Source organism: Nocardia sp. NBC_01388 (assembly GCF_045040085.1).
Classification (GTDB): domain Bacteria; phylum Actinomycetota; class Actinomycetes; order Mycobacteriales; family Mycobacteriaceae; genus Nocardia.
On the sequence record NZ_CP109553.1, the window covers coordinates 1,490,732 to 1,509,738 of the forward strand.

Genomic DNA, 19,007 nt, shown 5'->3' on the forward strand with positions numbered 1-19,007 from the left:
GGCAGGGTCAGCCGGCGCCGCCCGCGATGCTCAGATAGATGACCATCGTGGTGAACAGGAACCACCCGGCTCCCTGCCAGATCGTCCACGGCCGCGCTGCCCGCCACTCCCGGAAGGTGATGACGAACGCGCCGAGACCGCCGAGCAGCAGCACAATGGCCGGACCCAGCGCGACGGCCAGACGCGCGGCCGAATCGCACATCAGCGAGGCGGCATCGAGGCACTGCGGTCGCGCGGCGGCCCACACCAGGGCCAGCGCGACCACCATGCCCGTGAGAATCAGGACCGCCACCACATAGCGCACCGCACGCCGCAGGGTGGGCGGATCGTTCCAGCTCCTGCCGACGTCATCGACCATGCCCGCACCTCCTCGCCGCCGTAGTGCCCGCTCGAACCCGCGGTTACCCACAAACATAGGCCCGTGCCGAACGCGCCCGGCTGTCCGAGGTCGGCTCAGCGCGCCTCGGCCGCGAGACCGAGGCCCAGCCCCACCAATACGGCCGCCAGCGCCCGCTCGACCCGCTGCCGGATCGCGGTGCGCCGCAACCAGGCTCCCGCCCGCTCGGCGGCCAGTACGACGCCCACACACCACAGGGTGTCGATGACGAGCTGGATCACCGCCAGCACCACCACGGTGGTCAGCACCGGGCCGGCGCTGGGCAGGAATTGCGGCAGAATCGTCAGCCCGAAGACGGCGGCCTTCGGATTGGCGGCAATGGAGACGAGCGCGGCGCGGAAGGCGGCGGCAGGGGTGCGGCCGCGCGGCAGCGCCGAGGTCAGCGCCGCCCCGAACGCGTCCTCTGCCGTGGATCGGCGGGCGCCGCGCCAGGCTTGAATGCCGAGCCAGATGAGCACCACCGCGCCCAGGACGTGGATGGCCAGGCTCAGCACGCGGTTGGCGATCAGCAGTGCGGACAACCCCGCGCCGCCGGCCATCGTCCACCCGAAGACGCCGATCTCATTGCCGGCCACCGCCGCCAACCCGGCCCTGCGGCCGTCGCGCACGGAACGCTGCAGGAACAGCGCGGTGGCGGGGCCGGGCAGCGCGGCCAGAATCAGGCACGCGAGCAGGAAGGCGGGAAGGACGTGGACCAGGTGCGGCATCGAATGATGCTGTCACGCAGCCGCAGTGCTCACCAGCCGTTTTCCGCGGCGGGCAGCGCGAAGTCCCGGCCGCCGACGTACACGGTGTGACCGGGCGCGGTAGCGGCGGTTGTCGCATCGGCGACAGCGGTCGCGAATTCCTCGACCGTCGGCAGCGAGCCGTGCTCGCGTCGCGCGGTCACCGCATCCGGATCGCGGCGTTCCAGCAGTCGCACGATGATCGTGCCGTCGATCATATCGCCGGAGACGACCGTGAAACCGATTCCGCGACTGTCGAATTCGGGGATCATCTCACGCAGTGCATCCTCCCCTGCACGTTTGCTCGCGGCGATCGGCTCATAGCGGTTGGGAACGGGGCGGGTGGCGGAGAAGTGCGCCTGATGACTGGTGACGAAGACAATGCGCCCGCCCGCCGGGAGATGTTCGAGTGCGAGCCGCGCCAGCCGGGTCTGCGCATCGCGATTGAGCCGCATGGCGTACTCGGGTGCGGCATCACGCTCCAGCCCGCCGGAGGCATTGAGCACCAGCACATCCAGCCGCCCGAACTCGCCGGCTGTCGATTCGATGAGCGCTCGCGCACTGTCCGGGTCGGTGATATCCGCCCCGGCCACCGAGGCGCTGCCGCCCGCGGCGGCGATATCGGCCACGATCACTTCCGCGCGCTTGCGCTTCTCCCGATAGTTGACGACCACGTGGTCCCCGCGTGCCCCCAGCACCCGTGCGGTCTCCGCACCGATGCCGCGAGATGCACCGGTAACCAACACGATTCGCTGCATGTCCAGTCCTTCCGGCCCTGATTGAACGCTTCTGATTCAGAACCACTATGGTAGTTCGAAATGAGAAGCGCAAGGCAACCCGCGGTGGGCAAGAGCCGCGCCCAGCACTCGGCAGCCCCCTTGCTCGCCGCCATGGACCTGCTCGGACAGCGCTGGATGCTGCGCGTGATCTGGGAACTCGAACCCGGTCCGCTCGGCTTCCTGGAACTGCGCCGGCGCATGGGCAATTGCTCGTCGAGCATGCTGTCGGTGCGCATGCAGCGGCTGCAGGAGGCGGGCGTGGTGGTCAAGAAACCGGACAAGTCCTACGAATTGACCGAGGCCGGAACTGAACTCGGGCAGGCGCTGGAACCGCTGTGGCAGTGGTCGCAGCGATGGGGCACGGATCTCGAGGGCGCCACCGGCGATGCGTAGGGCGGGATTCAGGCTTGGTCGCCGGGACCGGTGATGCCCCGCCGCACCTCGCCCGCGCGATGCTCCATCGCCTGGAAGTCGCGGTTTCGCGAGGACTGCAGCTGGAAGGGCACGCTGGTCACCATGACACCCGGTTCGAAGAGCAGCCGCGCCTTGAGCCGCAGCGAACTCTGATTGTGCAGCAGGTTCTCCCACCAGCGGCCCACCACGTACTCCGGGATGAAGACGCTGACCACATCGCGCGGGCGGGATCGGCGCTGGCGCTTGATCTCCTCCACGACCGGGCCGGTGATCTCGCGATACGGCGATTCGATCACTTTGAGCGGGATGCCCACATGGTTGCGATCCCAGGCGTCCGCTAGCCGGCGGGTATCGGACTCGTCGACATTGACGGTAACGGCGGTCAGCGTGTCCGGCCGGGTCGCGCGGGCGAACTGGATGGCCCGGTGGGTCGCCTTGTGCCAGCCCGAAACCAGCACCAGGGCATGCACTCGGCCGGGCAGGGTCTCCAGATCGTCCGGGTCGATATCCAATTCGGCCCGCACCGCCGTGTAGTGCCGGTGGATGAGCCACATGATGGCCACCAGAATCGGCATGGCGATGACCACCAGATACGCGCCGTGGGTGAACTTGGTGACCATGACGACCACCAGCACCACGCCGGTGAAGCACGCGCCGAAGGCGTTGATGGCACGGGCGCGGTGGATGCGCAGGCGGTCCGCTCTGCTCCGCTCCGAGCGCAATTCGCGGTTCCAGTGCCGCACCATGCCGATCTGGCACAGCGTGAAGGAGGTGAACACACCCACGATGTAGAGCTGGATCAGCCGCGTGGTCGACCCGTGGAAGGCGTAGATCAGAATCCCGGCGACGACGGCCAGCAGGATGATGCCGTTGGAGAAGGCCAGCCGGTCGCCGCGGGTGTGCAACTGCCGCGGCATATAGCGGCGTTGCGCCAGAATCGAATTCAGCAGCGGGAAGCCGTTGTACGCGGTATTGGCGGCCAGCACGAGGATGAGCGCGGTGGTCACCATGAGGTAGTAGAAGATGATGCTGTGCCCGCCGAAGACCGCGGCGGTGATCTGCGCGATGACGGTTTTCTGCGCGTCGTTGTGGCAGTCGCCCGGGAATCCGATGAGATCGCAGGCGTTCTCGGTGACCTTGGTCTTGGTGATCATGGCCAGTGCGGTGACACCGGTGAACATGACGATGGCGATGACGCCCATGGCCGTCATGGTGCGGGCCGCATTGAGCGCCTTGGGTTTCCGGAAGGCGGGCACACCGTTCGAAATGGCCTCCGCGCCGGTGAGTGCGGTACAGCCGGAGGAGAAGGCGCGCAGCAGCAGGAAGGCCAGACCGGCGGTGGAGAGTCCGACCTGCTCGGCATGGATCTGATAGTGCGCGCTCTCGGCGACCGGGGTGTGCCCGAGCAGCATCTCGCCGAACCCGAACACGATGAGCACCAGCACGCCGATGATGAATCCGTAGGTCGGAATGGCGAACAGTCGACCGGATTCGCGGACGCCGCGCAGATTCATCGCCGTGAGGAAGGCGATGAAGGCGAGATTGATCGCGACCCGATACGGATTCAGATCCGGGACCGCGGAGATGATGTTGTCGACACCGGCCGCGACCGAGACAGCCACCGTCATGACGTAGTCGACCAGCAGCGCCGCCGCCACGACCAGACCGGGCAGCGCGCCGAGATTCTCCGCCACCACCTCGTAGGAGCCGCCGCCGGACGGGTACGCCTGCACCACCTGCCGGTAGGACAGCGCCACCACCGCGAGCAGCACGACCACACCACCGGCCACCAATGGGGTGAAATGCAGATAGCTCAGCCCACCCAGGGTGAGAATGAGCAGGATCTCCTGGGTCGCATAGGCCACCGACGACAGCGGATCGCTGGCGAAAATGGGCAGGGCCAGCCGTTTCGGCAGCAGTGTCTCGCCGAGTCGATCGCTGCGAAACGGTCGCCCGAGAACAAGTCGTTTGGCGACATCGATCGGTGAAACCACGGTGGCTGAGCCTAAGCGGGAAATCCTGACGAACCGGTGCGCACGCCGTATGGATTCCGTAAAGATGCAGTAATCGCGGTGCTTCTTCTTGCGAGCTCCGAGACTTGTGCAGTTGTCCGACTAACCACATACACTGTCTGGGACGTGAACCAGATTCAGGAGAGGTGACACGATGGGTGACCGGACGGTCGTCGCCGACGTTGCAGACGAGTTGGCGCGCCGCGTGGCATCCGGGCAGTACACGCCCGGTGGCCTCATGCCGTCCGTTCGACAGGTCGCGGACGAGTTCGACCTGAATCGTGCGACGGCGCAACTGATTCTGGGACGGCTGGAGTCGTACGGATTCGTGGATGCGCATCGCGGCAAGGGATTCGTGATCCGCGACGTGCGCGCCGAGGGCGGTGTGGATGTGTACCGGCGACTGTTCCGGCTCTCCATGCCGGAGCCCGAACTGGCCGCCGATATGTTCGGCAATATCGTCGAGGAGGAGCGCGGCATCGCGCTGGAGGCCCTGCTCGCCTACACCGGCAGCGATCGCGGTATCGATCCCGGTGAATTCAAGGCCGATATCGACGAGCTGGAAACCCTTGCGCGCAGCGCGGATCCGGACCAGTACCGCATGCTGCGCATCGAACTGGGCCTACTGCGCCGGATGCTGACCGCCCTCGGGCACGTCATGCAGCGCGCGGTCCTCAACTCCATCGGTGAGATGGTGCTCGAGGTGCCGGAGGCGGTACAGGCGTACTTCGCGGTCTCGCCGGATCTGCATGTGCTGGTCTGGCGAGCGCTGGTCGCGGTGTGGGAATCGGACAATGGGCCGAGTGAGGCGCAGTTGGCGCTGTTCGAGGACCTGTTCGGGCTCTACCACCAGAAGGTGGTGGCGCGATTCGAGGAGCTGGTGGGTACCACCGGCCTCGAAGAGGAGACCGTGCACGCCGCCACGGCGTAGTGGATTCGGCGGCGTAGTCGATAAGGCACAGTAGGCCGCGGTTTCGGCCGGTCTTGTCTGAGACGACAGCGCCTACTGTCCGATGACGGCATTCATAATGGTGCCCGCGCTCGTGGCGATGATGCCGCCGATCAGCGCGCCCGCTATCTGCTTCGGGGCGGTGAGCGAGCCGCCGTTCCACTTCTCCCAGGCGAACTTGCCGCCGGCGAAGATGATGGCGAGGACCCCTGCCAGTAGTACGAACCAGGTGAAGTAGCGAACCAGCCGCATCAGCTTGTCCGCCACCGGCGGTGTCTCGGGCGTGGGGTTGCCCAGCTGGGCCAGGACGCTCTGGGTGAGCAGGTGCTGAGTGAGCACTTCGTGGGCAGCAGTCAGAATCATCTTGGCGCACTTCCACGAGAGGACGGGTTTCTCTATCCGGAGTACCCGCCCGGTGCCGTGTTGCGCAAGGGGAAGAATTCAGTTGCCGCACACAGGAATCAGCTGTGCGCCGGAATCACCTCAGCCGTGCACCGCGGTCAGTCGACGTCGTTGTCCGCCGAAAGGTATGCCACCGCAGCGAGATACTGCCGGCAGGCGAAGTGCTGATCGTGCACACGCAACAGGGCGCGCGCCTTGCGATAGTTGAGACTGCGTGGTTCGTTCTCGCAGCCGTCACCGGAGATATCGGTGCTGTGGGCGAGCATCTGTGTCATGGGATGCCTCTTGCCGAGGGGGAATGGTTCTCCTGAGTGTATGAGGGTGAAAGAGGCAGATGCAAGTACATCTGCACGGTCGAACACTCGTGTCGGACGGGTTTCGTCCGTTTCGGTGTTGTTGTGGCGCCAGGGATTACGCGCCGGACCGCCGGCGTCCGAAATATCCGCAACGGGGCCCTTGTTCCGCCCCAGCGTTTCCCGCGGCCCGGACGTTCGCCAGATATTGCCCGTTGGTAGATAGCCAGCCGAAATGCCTTGGTAAATAAGACCTACCGGTACGTAATGTCAGATTTTCTTCACAACTTCGCAGCGCAAGATCACTGAACAAGATCAAACCTGTTGTGTTGCAAAGGATATGCCCGATTTATGCCATCGATAGCGGGCTACCCGCGTGCTATCGTCGTTCTTGCGGTTGCAACTGCAAGAACATTTGGCCGAACATTTGCAAGTACTGGACCACCGTCTGCGGGCGGTACTGGCAAGGAGTCTGAAATGATGGAAATCCCGGCAACCCATCTCGACATCAACCCCAACGAACTCTCTTGGCGCAAGAGCACTTTCAGCAACCCCAGCGGTAACTGCGTGGAACTCGCGAAACTGGCGAACGGCGAGGTAGCCATGCGGAACTCACGGCATCCGGAAGGATCGGTGCTGGTCTACACCCGCCCCGAGATCGAATGCTTCCTGCTGGGCGCCAAGAGCGGAGAGTTCGACGATTTGGCGTTCTGAGCGGTAGCATTGGCAATCGGCGCGGTGGTACGCGACGTGCGGTTGTGGCCCACTGCCGGCAAATCCGAGCATCGGAGTGGACCCCATGATCGCAGAACCCGTTCCTCACGGTCGGGCGAATTCCGCTGTCGTAGACCGTGGCCCGACCGCACTGCGTATTGCAGTGGGCGGGCAGCTACGAAAGCTGAGGGAGCTCAACGGCATCACCCGGGAGGCCGCGGGTGAGCACATCCGTGGTTCCCACGCCAAGATCAGTCGCCTGGAACTCGGGCGAACCGGATTCAAGGAACGCGATATCCGGGATCTGTTGAGCCTCTATCACGTCGACGATCCCGGCGAGCGCGAGCAGTTCCTCGATCTGGTCCGCAAGGCCAATGAACCAGGATGGTGGCATCGCTACAGCGACCTGCTGCCACCCTGGTTCGAGACCTATCTAGGCCTGGAATACGCGGCCAAGTCCATCAGGACCTATGAGGGCCAACTGGTTCCGGGTCTGCTGCAAACAGCTGATTACGCGCGCTCCATCGTCGCTCTCGGTCATGATGAGGACGGTGAGCGGCGCGTATCGCTGCGTCGGCACCGTCAAGAACTGCTGACCCGCCCGAGCGCGCCCAGCTTCTGGGCCGTGCTGGACGAGGCGGTCCTGCATCGCCCGGTCGGCGGTGCAGCCGTTTTGCGTGAGCAGATCAATCAGCTGATCGAGATGTCGCAGCTGCCCAACATCACCATTCAGGTGCTGCCCTATTCGGCCGGCGGGCACGCCGCCGCGGGGAGCTCGTTCACCATGCTGCGATTCGCCGAGGCCGAGCTGCCCGACATCGTGTACCTGGAGCAGCTGACCAGCGCCCTGTACCTGGATCGCCGGCAGGATCTGGAACTCTACCGCCAGGTCATGGATCAGCTGAGCGTCCAGGCGGAGCCGCCGGAGCGGTCCCGCAAACTTCTGGAGAAGATAGCTGCCGAGCTGTGAGTTGAGATTCCAGCCCGCTTCGGCGGGCTGGTTCAACCGGTTCGAGAGTCGGTTCGGCACAAGGCTGCGGGGCCCCCGTAAAGGGGGCCCCGTTAGCTTGTGGCGGGTTATTCAGTTCATTGCCTGATGAAGCTGGAGGCGATACGCCAGAAGGCTTCTGGCTGCATCACGTGCAGATCCCAGTCATTCACCATCGCATGCGCGGTGGCAACTATTCGCTCGATATCAAAATCGTATCGAGTCGCCGCTCCGGTCGATTCGACCTGGTCAATGACGAAAGCGGTTGCAGTCTCATGTGAATATGACTGCTCCGGCTGGGTTCTTTCGGCAAACCCGAGTCGGCTGAGGTTGATCGGCTGATTCATAGAACGCCCCTGATGCCAAGCCGAGGGTTAAAACCGATGGCGCGGAATCGCCGGTGATCCACCGCTCGGCTCCCTGGTTGTCCCCTACGGTGCCTTGCACGATGAGTCTATGACCGTGCTCCGCGCAGATGCAAGTGCATCTGTAACCTCGAATATGAAGGGCCAGCAGCGATTTCGGCTTGCTAAAAGTTTGCGAGCTAACTTTTTCGGGGCAGTTTTCGGGGCTCTTTCCGGCCCGTAGCCCGGCTGCGCTCAGAGTGCATCATCCGCTGCGCTCAGAGTGCTTCATTCGCTGCGCTCGGGGCGCATCATCCGCTGCGCTCGGTGCGTGTCATTCCCCGTTGCAGCGGGCGCGATACTGTTTGCGCACACAATCGCGATTGTGTTCGGCCACCACGAGTGTGATGCCGAGTGCCAGGCACAGCCCGCTGACCGCAGCGCCCAGGAACGCCAGCATGGCGAAACCGTAGCCACCGATGGTCAAAGTCAGTGCCATCGAGACGATTCCGATGGCAGCCAGTGTCAGTCCCGGCGAATTGCCGGACGGGTCGTCGATCGTGGCAGGCATCATCGCCACCCTTTCCGCCCTGCCCTTCAAGGCTGATAAACCGTGGGATACCCGTCGGAGCAGACGGTCAATCCGTGCCACGGCGGTGATGGCCCCGAGATGGCGCCGTGGGAAATGACCTGCTGTGGGAAATGACACGGGCCGCTGGGCGGGCGTCGCATTGAAACGGGTTCTAGCTGTGTGTTAGGTCTGGGAGCAGTGGATTGATCGATTGACTTGGACAGGTGGACCCGTGGTGGATGTGCCGGCGTATTTCGATGTGGTGGACGGCGGGTTCGAGGCGACGCGTTTCGCGGCCAGTCAATGGTCCTCGGCGCAGGTGGTGGGCCCCGCGATCTGTGGCCTGATGGCACGGCAATTGGAGCTCGAGCACGCCACCGACGGTTTTGTGCCGGTGCGGCTCACCGTGGACATGTTCAGCGCGGCCCGTTTCGAGCACACCACCATGCCCACCGTGCGGGTCCGGGACGGTAAGCGGATCCGGGTCGCCGATGTGTCGGTGGTGCAGGGCGGCAAGGTGGCGGCGCGTGCCTCGGTGGTGCTGTTGCAGCCGTCGGAGCAGCCGCCCGGGCAGCTGTGGCAGCGCGAGTTCCAGCCGCAGCCGCCGCCGCTGGAGATCGCGCCGACCACCTCGCTGCCGCAGGTTCCGCTGTTCAATACCGATGCGAATCCGGGCGAATGGTCGTCCGTGCCCACCGCGCACGAGAACAATGCGCGCAAACGCACCTGGCAGAACCCGATTCGGGTGGTGACGGGGGAGGAGCTGTCGCCCTTCCAGCGTGCGGCCCTGGTCGGCGAGGCGACCAGCATGATGACCAATTGGGGCGATGCGGGCATCGGCTTCATCAATACCGATATGACCCTGGCGCTGTCGCGGATGCCGCAGGCCGGGCAGATCGGCGTCGAGGCCGACAGCCATATCAGTGATCGCGGTATGGCCGTCGGTGTGGCCACGCTGTTCGACCGTGCGGGCGCCTTCGGCAGCTGCATGGTGACCTCGGTGTCCAATGCCGGGCGGCAGATCAGCAGTGCGCAACTCGACGCGGTCATGAACGCGCGCGCCTGACGGGAACCTCGGCGGGCGCCGGAGACGGCGCAGATCGGGTGGGACCGAGACTGTTTCGATCCCGCCGATCCGCTACGGGAAGCACATGCGGCGACGGATACTCGTCAGGTGGCCTGTTACGGGTTGACCACAATGCTCGACGACTCGCCGGGTGCGGGGTGAGTCCGGGGCAGGTGCGATCGTGGGAACAGGCGTTCGACATCCACATGACCGGGGATCGGTCAAAGGGGATCGGCACGGACCGGTCTCGATGTGGACTCGAACAGACTACGTCGGAGTGTCGCAGGTGGGCGCCCGTCTAGGCTCGCCAGGTCCGCTGAGCTACTGATCCTGTGGGGGTGTTGTGCTCCGTTGTCTGCGAATCGTCGCTGCCGCCTTGATCATAGGCGGATTTGCCGGCGTTGCGCATGCGCAACCGCCGGTGCAGCAGCCGTCCGGTGCGCCGATTTCGGGGTTGCTGCCCGCGTTTCAGCAATTTGTCGAGGCGGTCGTACCGCCGCCCCCGCTGCCCGATGCGCCGGCGACGCCGCTGGTGGACAGCGGCGGGCTGTCGCCGCAGGTCGCCGCCCTGCGCGCGGCGTCGCTGCCGTCTCCGATCGGTGATGCGTTCATCGACGACTGGCCGGCCAACCTGGACGATTTCAGCGCCGGGCAGCTGATCCAGTGGCGTGATGTGACCACGACGGCCGCGCCCGCCGTGATCGCGCCGGTGGCTCAGGTGGTGCAGTTGAAGTATCGGACCACCGATTCGCACGGTGCGCCGTCCTATGCCATTGCCTCACTGGTGATTCCGACCGGCGCCTGGACGGGCCCGGGGGAGCGGCCGGTGGTGGTCAATCTGCTGCCCATCAATGGGCTCGGGCGCACCTGCAATCCGAGTTACACAATGGTGCACGGCTTTACGGACGCGACGAACCTCTCGGAGTACCTGCCGCCGGCCACCCAGTTGCCGCTGCTGCGCGGATACGCGGTGCTGATTCCTGATCACGAGGGCCCTCGGATGGCCTATGCCGAGCCGTTCGTGGCCGGGCACGCGGTGCTGGACTCGATTCGCGCGATGCGCGGATCCATGCCGAAGCTGTTCGGGGACAGTCGATTCGGCCTTACCGGCTATTCGGGCGGATCCATCGCCGCCAAGGGCGCGGTGAAACTCATGTCGGAGTACGCGCCGGAGCTGGCCGATGTGGTGGTCGGCGCGGCCATGGGCGGAGTGCCCGCCGATTACGAGATTCTCTCGCGCAGCATGAACGCCAATCTGGCCTCGGGGGTGTTCTTCGCCGCCACCTTCGCCATCGGCCGGGAGCGGCCGGAAATCCTGGCGCATATGAACAATCTCGCGCAGTGGATTGCGGTCGCGTACAAGAATCAGTGCATGTCCGCGTTCGGGCTACCCGGTGTGCTGCAGCTGCCGCTGGATGTCGCCGCCGATTTCCCCGACCCGCTGCACAGTCCGCTGGCGCAGGACATCTACCGCATAACCCGCATGGATGGGCGCAAATCGCCTGTGCCGCTGTACATCTACAATGGCGCGCAGGAGTTCTGGGTGCCCTCCGAAGGTGCGAAGAACCTCTACAAAGAACAGTGCGCCCTGGGTGTGCCCGCGGTGTATCGCAGCGTGCTCGGCGAGCACATCACCGCCGCCTTCACCGGATTCCCGGAGGCCATGCTGTGGCTCGACGCGCGATTGCGGGGCGAACCCGCGCCCGATGAATGCTGAACGCGCCCAACACGTTCCGGAACATGAAGCTGCCCCCGGCCGCATCGGCCGGGGGCGGCTTCATACACGTGTGCCGGCCTACATCGGGAACAGGTTGTGCTTACGCGGGTTCGGCTTGCGCACCGCGCCCTTGTCGCGCAGCAGCTGCAGCGCCTTGCGGATCTCCAGGCGGGTCGCCGAGGGCTCGATGACCGCGTCGATATAACCGCGCTCGGCCGCCGTCCACGGGGTGGCGACGGTGGCGTTGTAGAAGTCGATCATGCCCTGCCGCACCGCTTCCCGGTCCTCGGGTGCCGCGGCTTCGATCTGCCGCTTGCCGACGATCGGGATCATGGACTCCGCGCCCATCACCGCGAGCCGCGCGGTGGGCCAGGCCAGGCTGATATCCGCGCCGAGCTGCTTGCAGCCCATCACCGCGTAGCCGCCGCCGTACGCCTTGCGGGTCACGATGGTCACGATCGGCACGGTGGCCTCGATGAGCGCGCGGAACATGCGGCCGCCGCGCTTGATGACGTGATTGCGCTCCTCGTCCACGCCCGGCAGCACACCCGGGGTGTCGACCACATAGACCAGCGGAATATTGAACGCATCGCAGAGCCGGATGAAATGCGCGGCCTTGTCGGAGCAGGCCGCGTCCAGCGCACCGCCCAGCACCAGCGGCTGATTGGCGATCACACCGATCGGACGGCCGTCGACACGCGCGAACCCGGTAATGAGATTTTCCGAAGTCTTGGCGCTGATCTCGTGGAACGCGCCGTCGTCGAAGATGCGCAGCAGGATGTCGTGCATGTCGTAGCCGACCTTGTCGGCATCGGGCATGAACCTGTCCAGCTCACGGTCGTGATCGGTGAGCTCGGGCTCCAGGCCCGGATTCACGATCGGCGGCTGTTCTAGGCAGCTGGTCGGCAGGTAGCTCAGGTAGTCGCGCACCCACTGGAACGCTTCGGTCTCGGTCTTGGCGACATGGTGGACGGTGCCGTTCTTCTCCAGTGCCCGGGCGCCGCCCAGCTCCTCGGCCGAGACCGACGCACCGGTCACGGCCCGAATGACCTCCGGGCCGGTGACGAACATGTACGAATCCTCGGTGGCGACCAGGACATCCATATTGATGGGTCCGTACACCGAACCGGCCGCGCACTTGCCGAGCATGACGGCGACCATGGGCACATAGCCGGACAGGTCCTCCTGCAGGCGGCACATGATCGCGTACCAGGCCAGGGAGGCGACGCCGTCCTGAATGCGCGCGCCGCCGGAGTCGTTGATGCAGACCACCGGGCAGGCATTGTTGTAGGCGAAGTCCATCGCGGCGCGCACCCGGCGGCCGAACATCTCGCTGACCGAGCCGCCGTAGACGGTCTGATCGTGCGAGATCACCACGACCGGGCGGCCGTCGATATAACCGCGGCCGGTGACCACGCCGTCGCCGTAGAAGGCATTGGAGTTGCCCGGCTGGCGGATGAGCGCGCCCATCTCGACGAAGGTGCCCGCGTCGAGCAGTATCCGTGCCCGTTCCCGGGCGCTGGGAATGCCCTTCACAAGTCTCTTCTGGATGCCCTTCTCACCGGAAGGTTCTTCGGCGATCTCCAGGAGCTTGCGCAGTTCTGCCAGCTTCTCCGCGGTACCCGTCATTACTTCGGTCTTGCCTTTCGCCTACATCAGGTGGAGCCGGATCACGACCCAGCCCGCCACGGTACCGTGCGTCACCCGTCCCCAACCACTGAACGGGTGGGTAACCTGCGTCGGGCACCACAGCAGACCGACCGGCTGGGACAGGGATACACTGCGGCGCGTGAGCTCACCGATGACTGTGCGAGCGGGGGCGCCCGAGGTGATCCGGCCGGATCTGGACACGTTCGGGTTCTCCGAAATGCGGCGAACGGTAATTGTCGGCGCGGTGCTGGGCGGATCGGTCACCCGCAGCGTGCTGCGTGGCGGACTGCGCAAGGCCAAGCGTAAACGCGCGGTGGCCGAGGGCGTGGTGAACGGTTTCGAATCGCTGGGCCCGATGTTCGTGAAACTCGGGCAGCTGATCGCCTCCTCACCCGGCGCCTTCCCGCGCGAGCTGGCCGACGCCTGCCTGCGCTGCCTCGACGATATGGCGCCGTTCCCGTCCGCCGATGCGCGGTCGATCATCGAAGCCGATTTGGGCAAGCCGATTTCCGAGCTGTTCCGGTCCTTCGAGGATGAGCCGCTGTCCGCGGCGTCCATCGCCCAGGTGCACGCCTGCGTGCTGCACGACGGCCGTCCCGCCGTGGTGAAGGTGCAGCGTCCGGAGATCGGCCGGCGCATGATCGTGGATCTGCGCGCCGCCATGCGGCTGGCGCGCACCATGGAGAAGCGTTCGGAGAATGCCCGCGTCGCCAATACCCAAGGCGTGGTGCGTGATCTGTACGAGGCGACCGTCGCGGAGCTGAACTTCCTCATCGAGGCCGATAACCAGACTCGCGCCCGGGAGAACCTGGCGGCGTTCGGCGACAATACCAATGTTGTTGTCCCCGAGGTCTATTGGGAGCTGTGCGGCCCTCGTGTGCTCTGCATGGAGCGCATGCGCGGTATGCCCCTGGACCGCTTCGACGATATCCGCGCCGTCCATCCCGATCCGGAACTGCTCATTCGCCGCCTGGTCAAGGCGTGGATGGAAAGTGTTGCGGTACACGGTCTCTTCCACGGTGACGTGCATGCCGGCAATCTCTGGCTGCTCGACGACGGCCGCGTGGCCATGCTCGACTTCGGCATTGTCGGCCGCATGGAGACCGAATGGCGTGAGTTCGTCCGCGCCCTCTTCTACGCCAGCTCCATCGACAACGATTTCCGCCCCGTGGCCCGCGCCCTCCGCAAACTCGATATGGTCACCGACGACAGCGGCGACGATGCCACCATCGGCCGCCAGCTGGCGGTAGCCCTGGGCCCCGTCCTGTCCGGCAGCCTCGACAAACTCGACCTCGGCGTCGTCTCGGCCCGTCTCCTGGAATTCGGCAAACGCCGCGGCGCCTCCGGCCCGCAGCAGCTCATCCTCATGGGCAAACAACTCGGCTACTTCGAGCGCTACGCCGTAGCCCTCGCCCCCGGCTGGAAACTGGGCCGTGACCTCTTCCTCTTCCGCAATGTCTTCCCCGAAGAGGTAGCCGCCAAGCTCGCCGCCGAAGGCACCGAACTTCCCGACTGACGTCCGACTCGATCACCGCGAAGACGTGGGTCAGCCCTGCCTTCGACGATCACCGGGGTTATGGGTAAAACTGGCGGCATGCACATCGTTGTGGTGAACCGTGGGGAAGTGGCTGTCCGGGTGGTGCGGACCGCGCGGGAGAGCGGGTTCGCGACGCTGGCGGTGTACACCGACGATGAGGCCGGGGCCCTGGTGGTGCGGCTGGCCGATGATGCGGTGCGGCTGGCCGGGAGTGGGGCGGCCGCGTATCTCGATATCGGTGAGGTGGTGCGGGCGGCCCGGAAGGCGGGGGAGGGCGCGCTGGTGCATCCGGGGTATGGGTTCCTCAGTGAGAGTGCGGAATTCGCGGAGGCCTGTGCGGCGGCGGGACTGGTGTTCGTCGGGCCGCAGGTGGAGGTGCTGCGGCTGTTCGGGGACAAGGTCGCGGCGCGGGCGGCGGCTGAGCGGGCGCGGGTGCCGGTATTGCCGGCGACGGGGAGTGTGGCCACGCCGGAGGAGATCGTCGAGTTGCTTGCCGCGCATCCGGGCGGGGTCATGGTGAAGGCGGCGGCCGGTGGCGGTGGGCGCGGTATGCGGGTGGTGCGGGATCCGGCGCAGGTGGCGGAGGCGTTCGAGCGCTGCCGGTCGGAGGCGCTGGCGGGGTTCGGTGATGATGCCGTGTATGCCGAGGCGCTGGTGAGCGCGGCTCGGCATATCGAGGTGCAGATCGTCGCGGACGGGGTGCGCGCGGTGGCGGTGGGGGATCGCGACTGCAGTGTGCAGCGGCGGCAGCAGAAGCTGGTGGAGATCGCGCCCGCGCCGAATCTTGCCGCGGCACTGCGGGAGCGGTTGCACGGGCAGGCGGTGCGGCTGGCCGAGTCGGTGGGCTGCCGCGGTGTGGTCACGGTCGAATTCCTGGTCAGCGGTGAGGACTCCTGGTTCCTCGAGGTGAATCCGCGACTGCAGGTGGAACATACGGTCACCGAGGAGGTGACCGGGCTGGATCTGGTGGCGATTCAATTCGAATTGGCGCGGGGCCGCACGCTCGCCGAGCTGGAACTGACGGCGACCGCTCCGCGCGGGTATGCGGTACAGGCACGGGTGAATGCCGAAATCGTCACGGCCGGTGGGGATGTGCTGCCCAGTACCGGAATACTTACCCAGTTCGCCGCCCCGACCGGTGTGGGCGTGCGCGTGGATACCGCCGCATTCGGCGGCATGCGGCAGGGCGCCGATTTCGATTCCCTGCTGGCGAAGGTCATTACGCGCGGATCCTCGTATCCGGCCGCACTGCGGCGCGCGGCCGACGCCTTGGCCGAGACCGTGATCGTCGGCATCGAAACCAATCTCGCGGTGCAGCGGGCGGTGCTCGATGAGCTGAGCACTGCCGGTACGGTGTCGACCTCCTGGTTCGAACAGCGCATGAGCGAATTGGTTTCCCGGGCAGCGGATTACGCTCCGGCCCTCGTGCACGCCGCGGAGGTGGATCAGCCCGCGGCGGCCGCCGCCGATCTGGCGGAGGGGGAGCAGGCGCTGCGCTCGCCGATGGGCGGCACAGTGGTCACCGTGGTGGAGCCGGGCACGCTCGTGGCCGCCGGCGCCGAGGTGGCGGTCCTCGAGGCAATGAAGATGCAGCACGTGGTGCGCGCCGAGCGGCCGCTGCGGGTGCTGCGCTCGCTGGTCGGACCGGGCGATGTGATCGACCCGCACGCACCCCTGCTCGTCTGGGTGGAGGCCGATCACGAGGATGATTCGGTGGAAAGCGAAGCGGTGGAACTGGATTCGATTCGGCCCGATCTCGCCGAGGTGCTCGACCGGCATCGGATCGGACTCGACGAATCTCGTCCGCGGGCCGTCGCCAAACGGCACCGCCTGGGCCGCCGCACCGCACGGCAGAACATCGCCGATCTGGTGGATGGCAATAGTTTCGTCGAATACGGCGCGCTGGCGGTCGCGGCCCAGCGCTTGCGCCGCAGCCCCGAGGATCTGATCGCGAACACCCCGGCCGACGGTCTGATCGGCGGCGTCGCCACCGTGAATTCCGATCACTTCGGCGCCGACGCGACCCGGGTCGTCGTCATGTCCTACGACTACACGGTGCTCGCGGGCACCCAGGGTATGCGCAATCACGCCAAGACCGATCGCATGCTGGAACTGGCCGCCGCCCAGGAACTTCCGGTCATCTTCTTCACAGAGGGCGGCGGCGGGCGTCCGGGCGATACCGACTACGCGGGCATCTCCGGGCTCGATGTCACCACCTTCCGCGCCATGGGCGCGCTCTCCGGGCGGGTCCCGCTGATCGGCATCGTGTCCGGTCGCTGCTTCGCCGGCAATGCCGCGCTGCTGGGCATGTGTGATGTCGTGATCGCCACCCCCGACGCGAATATCGGTATGGGCGGTCCCGCCATGATCGAGGGTGGTGGCCTGGGCGTCTACGCCCCCGAGGACATCGGCCCGATCGAGGTGCAGCGCCGAAATGGCGTGGTGCACATCGTCGCCGCCGACGAGACGGAGGCGGTGGCCATCGCGCGCCGCTACCTCGCGTACTTCCAGGGCGCCGAATCCGAATGGGCCGCACCGGATCCGCGCCTGTCCCGTCACGTGGTCCCGGAGGACCGGCTGCGCGCCTTCGATATTCGCGCCGCCATCGAATCCGTCGCGGACACCGGCTCGGTCCTGGAACTGCGCCGCGACTGGGGCATCGGCGTGGTCACCGCCCTGATCCGCGTGCACGGCCGCGCCTTCGGCCTGATCGCCAATGACTGCCACCATCTGGGCGGCGCCATCGACGCCCCCGCCGCCGATAAGCTCAGCGCCTTCCTGCGCCTGTGCGACGCACACGGTCTGCCCGTCGTATCACTCTGCGACACTCCGGGTTTCATGGTCGGCCCGGAAGCTGAAACGCAAGCCACCGTCACCAAGTTCAGCCGCCTGTTCATCGACGCGGCGGCCTTGTCGGTGCCATGGGGCACCATCATCCTGCGTAAGGGCTACGGCCTGGGCGCACAGGCGATGGCAGCGGGCTCCTTCCGCGCCCCGCGTTTCGTGGTCGCCTGGCCCACCGGTGAAATCGGCGGCATGGGCCTGGAAGGCGCAGTCCGCCTGGGCTTCGCCAAAGAACTCGCCGCCCTCGAGGATCCGCTCGAACGGCAGACCGCCTTCGACAACCTGGTGAAACTGGCCTATGCCAACGGCAAGGCCCTGACCGCCGCCACCGTCCTCGAACTCGACGACGTCATCGACCCGGCCGATACCCGTCGCTGGATCGAGACATTGAGGTAGTGCCGCAGCGTTACTCTCGTTCTATCGACGAAGGAGCGCGGCGTGAACTACAGCAGCGAGCATCAGCAATTCCGGGCCACGGTGCGCCGGTACGTCGAGCAGAACATCAATCCGCACGTCGACGAGTGGGAACGTGCCGAGATGATGCCGCTGCACGAGATCTTCGCGGATATGGCGAAACTCGGCATGCTCGGCCTGGAATACGATCCGGCGTACGGCGGCCAGGGTGCGGATCACCTGTTCACCATGGTGCTGTGCCAGGAGATGGGTCGTGTGGCGGCCGGGTCGTTCCCCATGGCGTTCGGTGTGCAGGTGGCGATGGCGACACCCTCACTGCACGAACACGGCAGTGATGAGCTCAAGCTGGAGTATCTGGCGCCCGCCATGCGCGGCGAAATGGTCTGCGGCGTAGCGGTCACCGAACCGGAGGCGGGTTCCGATGTCGCCGGTATCCGCACCCACGCCCGCCGCGACGGCGACGACTGGGTGATCAACGGCTCGAAGATGTTCATTACCAATTCCGTTCAGGCGGACTGGCTCTGCACCCTGGTGCGCACCTCCGACGAGGGCGGCTACCGCGGGATGAGCCAGATCATCGTGCCCACCGCCACTCCCGGTTTCAGCGTCGCGAAGAAGCTCGACAAGCTCGGCATGCGCGCCTCCGACACCGGCCTGCTCGCCTTCGACGATGTGCGAGTTCCGGTGCGCAACACCATCGGTGCGATCGGCCGCGGCTTCCAGCAGCAGATGTCGCAGTTCGTCATGGAGCGCATGTTCGGCTCCTACGGCGCACCCATCAGCTGCGCCCTGCAACTGGAACTCACCCGCGACTACGCCCGCCGGCGCAAACTCTTCGGCCAGCCCCTGACCGCGAACCAATACCTGCAATACACCTACGCCGAACTGGCAGCCCGCGTGGACATGCTGCGCGTCTACACCGAATCCATTGCCGAGCAATACATGTCCGGCACCGACGTCACCCGCATGGCCACCATCGCCAAACTCGAAGCCGGCCGCCTCACCCGCCAGGTGGTCGACTGGTGCCTCCAAATCCACGGCGGCATGGGGTACATGGAAGAAACCTGGACGGCCCGCGCCTTCCGCGACAGCCGCCTGCTCAGCATCGGCGGCGGCGCCGACGAGGTCATGCTCCGCGTCCTGTCCATGATGGACGGCTGGTGACCGCGCAGCCACCGCGCTGACGATCGG

At 66.0% G+C, this 19,007-nt stretch carries 18 protein-coding genes; 9 read left to right on the top strand and 9 right to left on the bottom strand.

Annotation, left to right across the window (positions count from 1 at the left end):
- Nucleotides 1–7: 7 nt before the first annotated feature.
- The 3 genes from OG716_RS06880 to OG716_RS06890 all read right to left on the bottom strand — a co-directional run bounded on the left by OG716_RS06880 (nt 8) and on the right by OG716_RS06890 (nt 1,880).
- Complete coding sequence (locus OG716_RS06880) at nt 8–358, bottom strand: hypothetical protein (RefSeq protein WP_405136857.1); 351 nt, start codon at nt 356–358, stop codon at nt 8–10.
- A 95-nt stretch (nt 359–453) separates the two neighbouring features.
- The gene (locus tag OG716_RS06885) at nt 454–1,104 is read right to left on the bottom strand and encodes a LysE family translocator (RefSeq protein WP_405136858.1); all 651 of its coding nucleotides are present in this window, start codon (nt 1,102–1,104) and stop codon (nt 454–456) included.
- A 29-nt stretch (nt 1,105–1,133) separates the two neighbouring features.
- On the bottom strand, nt 1,134–1,880 hold the full coding sequence (locus OG716_RS06890) for an SDR family oxidoreductase (protein WP_405136859.1): 747 nt from the start codon (nt 1,878–1,880) through the stop codon (nt 1,134–1,136).
- A 60-nt stretch (nt 1,881–1,940) separates the two neighbouring features.
- Between OG716_RS06890 and OG716_RS06895 the strand changes: the two genes are divergently transcribed.
- Nucleotides 1,941–2,294: a winged helix-turn-helix transcriptional regulator gene (locus tag OG716_RS06895; protein ID WP_405136860.1), complete on the top strand. Its 354-nt coding sequence runs from the start codon at nt 1,941–1,943 to the stop codon at nt 2,292–2,294.
- 8 nt (nt 2,295–2,302) lie between these two features.
- On the opposite strand, the gene OG716_RS06900 is transcribed toward OG716_RS06895, so the two are convergent.
- Nucleotides 2,303–4,309 (bottom strand): APC family permease, encoded by a 2,007-nt coding sequence (locus tag OG716_RS06900; RefSeq protein WP_405136861.1) that lies wholly within the window; start codon nt 4,307–4,309, stop codon nt 2,303–2,305.
- A gap of 172 nt (nt 4,310–4,481) precedes the next feature.
- Here OG716_RS06900 and OG716_RS06905 point away from each other — a divergent pair, with 172 nt between their 5' ends.
- Nucleotides 4,482–5,258: a GntR family transcriptional regulator gene (locus OG716_RS06905; protein WP_355122426.1), complete on the top strand. Its 777-nt coding sequence runs from the start codon at nt 4,482–4,484 to the stop codon at nt 5,256–5,258.
- 72 nt (nt 5,259–5,330) lie between these two features.
- On the opposite strand, the gene OG716_RS06910 is transcribed toward OG716_RS06905, so the two are convergent.
- Nucleotides 5,331–5,639, bottom strand: a complete 309-nt coding sequence (locus OG716_RS06910) for a hypothetical protein (protein WP_327140178.1) — start codon at nt 5,637–5,639, stop codon at nt 5,331–5,333.
- Between the two features lie 137 nt (nt 5,640–5,776).
- Nucleotides 5,777–5,953 carry a hypothetical protein gene (locus tag OG716_RS06915; protein ID WP_355122424.1) on the bottom strand — a complete coding sequence of 59 codons (177 nt, stop codon included), beginning with the start codon at nt 5,951–5,953 and terminating at the stop codon, nt 5,777–5,779.
- A 495-nt stretch (nt 5,954–6,448) separates the two neighbouring features.
- On the opposite strand from OG716_RS06915, the gene OG716_RS06920 reads away from it, so the two are divergent.
- Together OG716_RS06920 and OG716_RS06925 are read left to right on the top strand one after the other, a co-directional pair.
- Complete coding sequence (locus OG716_RS06920) at nt 6,449–6,685, top strand: DUF397 domain-containing protein (protein ID WP_405136862.1); 237 nt, start codon at nt 6,449–6,451, stop codon at nt 6,683–6,685.
- An 85-nt stretch (nt 6,686–6,770) separates the two neighbouring features.
- Complete coding sequence (locus tag OG716_RS06925) at nt 6,771–7,655, top strand: helix-turn-helix transcriptional regulator (RefSeq protein ID WP_355122422.1); 885 nt, start codon at nt 6,771–6,773, stop codon at nt 7,653–7,655.
- 116 nt (nt 7,656–7,771) lie between these two features.
- Here the strand turns inward: OG716_RS06925 and OG716_RS06930 are convergent, their stop codons facing one another.
- Together OG716_RS06930 and OG716_RS06935 are read right to left on the bottom strand one after the other, a co-directional pair.
- Nucleotides 7,772–8,020 carry a hypothetical protein gene (locus OG716_RS06930; protein ID WP_297621562.1) on the bottom strand — a complete coding sequence of 83 codons (249 nt, stop codon included), beginning with the start codon at nt 8,018–8,020 and terminating at the stop codon, nt 7,772–7,774.
- A 331-nt stretch (nt 8,021–8,351) separates the two neighbouring features.
- Nucleotides 8,352–8,588: a hypothetical protein gene (locus tag OG716_RS06935; protein WP_405136863.1), complete on the bottom strand. Its 237-nt coding sequence runs from the start codon at nt 8,586–8,588 to the stop codon at nt 8,352–8,354.
- Nucleotides 8,589–8,820: 232 nt separating this feature from the next.
- Here OG716_RS06935 and OG716_RS06940 point away from each other — a divergent pair, with 232 nt between their 5' ends.
- Nucleotides 8,821–9,654, top strand: coding sequence for an acyl-CoA thioesterase domain-containing protein (locus tag OG716_RS06940; protein WP_405136864.1), 834 nt, complete (start codon nt 8,821–8,823; stop codon nt 9,652–9,654).
- A gap of 421 nt (nt 9,655–10,075) precedes the next feature.
- A complete protein-coding gene (locus OG716_RS06945) occupies nt 10,076–11,371 on the top strand; it encodes a lipase family protein (RefSeq protein ID WP_405136865.1) in 1,296 nt (431 codons plus the stop codon).
- 78 nt (nt 11,372–11,449) lie between these two features.
- Here OG716_RS06945 and OG716_RS06950 read toward each other — a convergent pair whose 3' ends face one another.
- Nucleotides 11,450–13,000, bottom strand: a complete 1,551-nt coding sequence (locus OG716_RS06950) for an acyl-CoA carboxylase subunit beta (RefSeq protein WP_405136866.1) — start codon at nt 12,998–13,000, stop codon at nt 11,450–11,452.
- 160 nt (nt 13,001–13,160) lie between these two features.
- Here OG716_RS06950 and OG716_RS06955 point away from each other — a divergent pair, with 160 nt between their 5' ends.
- From OG716_RS06955 to OG716_RS06965, 3 genes are all read left to right on the top strand, one after another.
- Nucleotides 13,161–14,537, top strand: a complete 1,377-nt coding sequence (locus OG716_RS06955; protein WP_355122412.1) for an AarF/ABC1/UbiB kinase family protein — start codon at nt 13,161–13,163, stop codon at nt 14,535–14,537.
- A 78-nt stretch (nt 14,538–14,615) separates the two neighbouring features.
- Nucleotides 14,616–17,798: a carboxyl transferase domain-containing protein gene (locus tag OG716_RS06960; protein ID WP_405136867.1), complete on the top strand. Its 3,183-nt coding sequence runs from the start codon at nt 14,616–14,618 to the stop codon at nt 17,796–17,798.
- A gap of 42 nt (nt 17,799–17,840) precedes the next feature.
- Nucleotides 17,841–18,980, top strand: a complete 1,140-nt coding sequence (locus OG716_RS06965; RefSeq protein WP_405136868.1) for an acyl-CoA dehydrogenase family protein — start codon at nt 17,841–17,843, stop codon at nt 18,978–18,980.
- Nucleotides 18,981–19,007 lie beyond the last annotated feature (27 nt).

What these genes read in the sequence shown, in the direction of transcription:
- OG716_RS06930 (WP_297621562.1), bottom strand. Translation starts at nt 8,020, where the DNA reads ATGAATCAGCCGATCAACCTCAGCCGACTCGGGTTTGCCGAAAGAACC.
- OG716_RS06960 (WP_405136867.1), top strand. Translation starts at nt 14,616, where the DNA reads ATGCACATCGTTGTGGTGAACCGTGGGGAAGTGGCTGTCCGGGTGGTG.
- OG716_RS06915 (WP_355122424.1), bottom strand. Translation starts at nt 5,953, where the DNA reads ATGACACAGATGCTCGCCCACAGCACCGATATCTCCGGTGACGGCTGC.
- OG716_RS06935 (WP_405136863.1), bottom strand. Translation starts at nt 8,588, where the DNA reads ATGCCTGCCACGATCGACGACCCGTCCGGCAATTCGCCGGGACTGACA.
- OG716_RS06905 (WP_355122426.1), top strand. Translation starts at nt 4,482, where the DNA reads ATGGGTGACCGGACGGTCGTCGCCGACGTTGCAGACGAGTTGGCGCGC.
- OG716_RS06890 (WP_405136859.1), bottom strand. Translation starts at nt 1,880, where the DNA reads ATGCAGCGAATCGTGTTGGTTACCGGTGCATCTCGCGGCATCGGTGCG.
- OG716_RS06885 (WP_405136858.1), bottom strand. Translation starts at nt 1,104, where the DNA reads ATGCCGCACCTGGTCCACGTCCTTCCCGCCTTCCTGCTCGCGTGCCTG.
- OG716_RS06910 (WP_327140178.1), bottom strand. Translation starts at nt 5,639, where the DNA reads ATGATTCTGACTGCTGCCCACGAAGTGCTCACTCAGCACCTGCTCACC.
- OG716_RS06950 (WP_405136866.1), bottom strand. Translation starts at nt 13,000, where the DNA reads ATGACGGGTACCGCGGAGAAGCTGGCAGAACTGCGCAAGCTCCTGGAG.
- OG716_RS06925 (WP_355122422.1), top strand. Translation starts at nt 6,771, where the DNA reads ATGATCGCAGAACCCGTTCCTCACGGTCGGGCGAATTCCGCTGTCGTA.
- OG716_RS06880 (WP_405136857.1), bottom strand. Translation starts at nt 358, where the DNA reads ATGGTCGATGACGTCGGCAGGAGCTGGAACGATCCGCCCACCCTGCGG.
- OG716_RS06920 (WP_405136862.1), top strand. Translation starts at nt 6,449, where the DNA reads ATGATGGAAATCCCGGCAACCCATCTCGACATCAACCCCAACGAACTC.
- OG716_RS06895 (WP_405136860.1), top strand. Translation starts at nt 1,941, where the DNA reads ATGAGAAGCGCAAGGCAACCCGCGGTGGGCAAGAGCCGCGCCCAGCAC.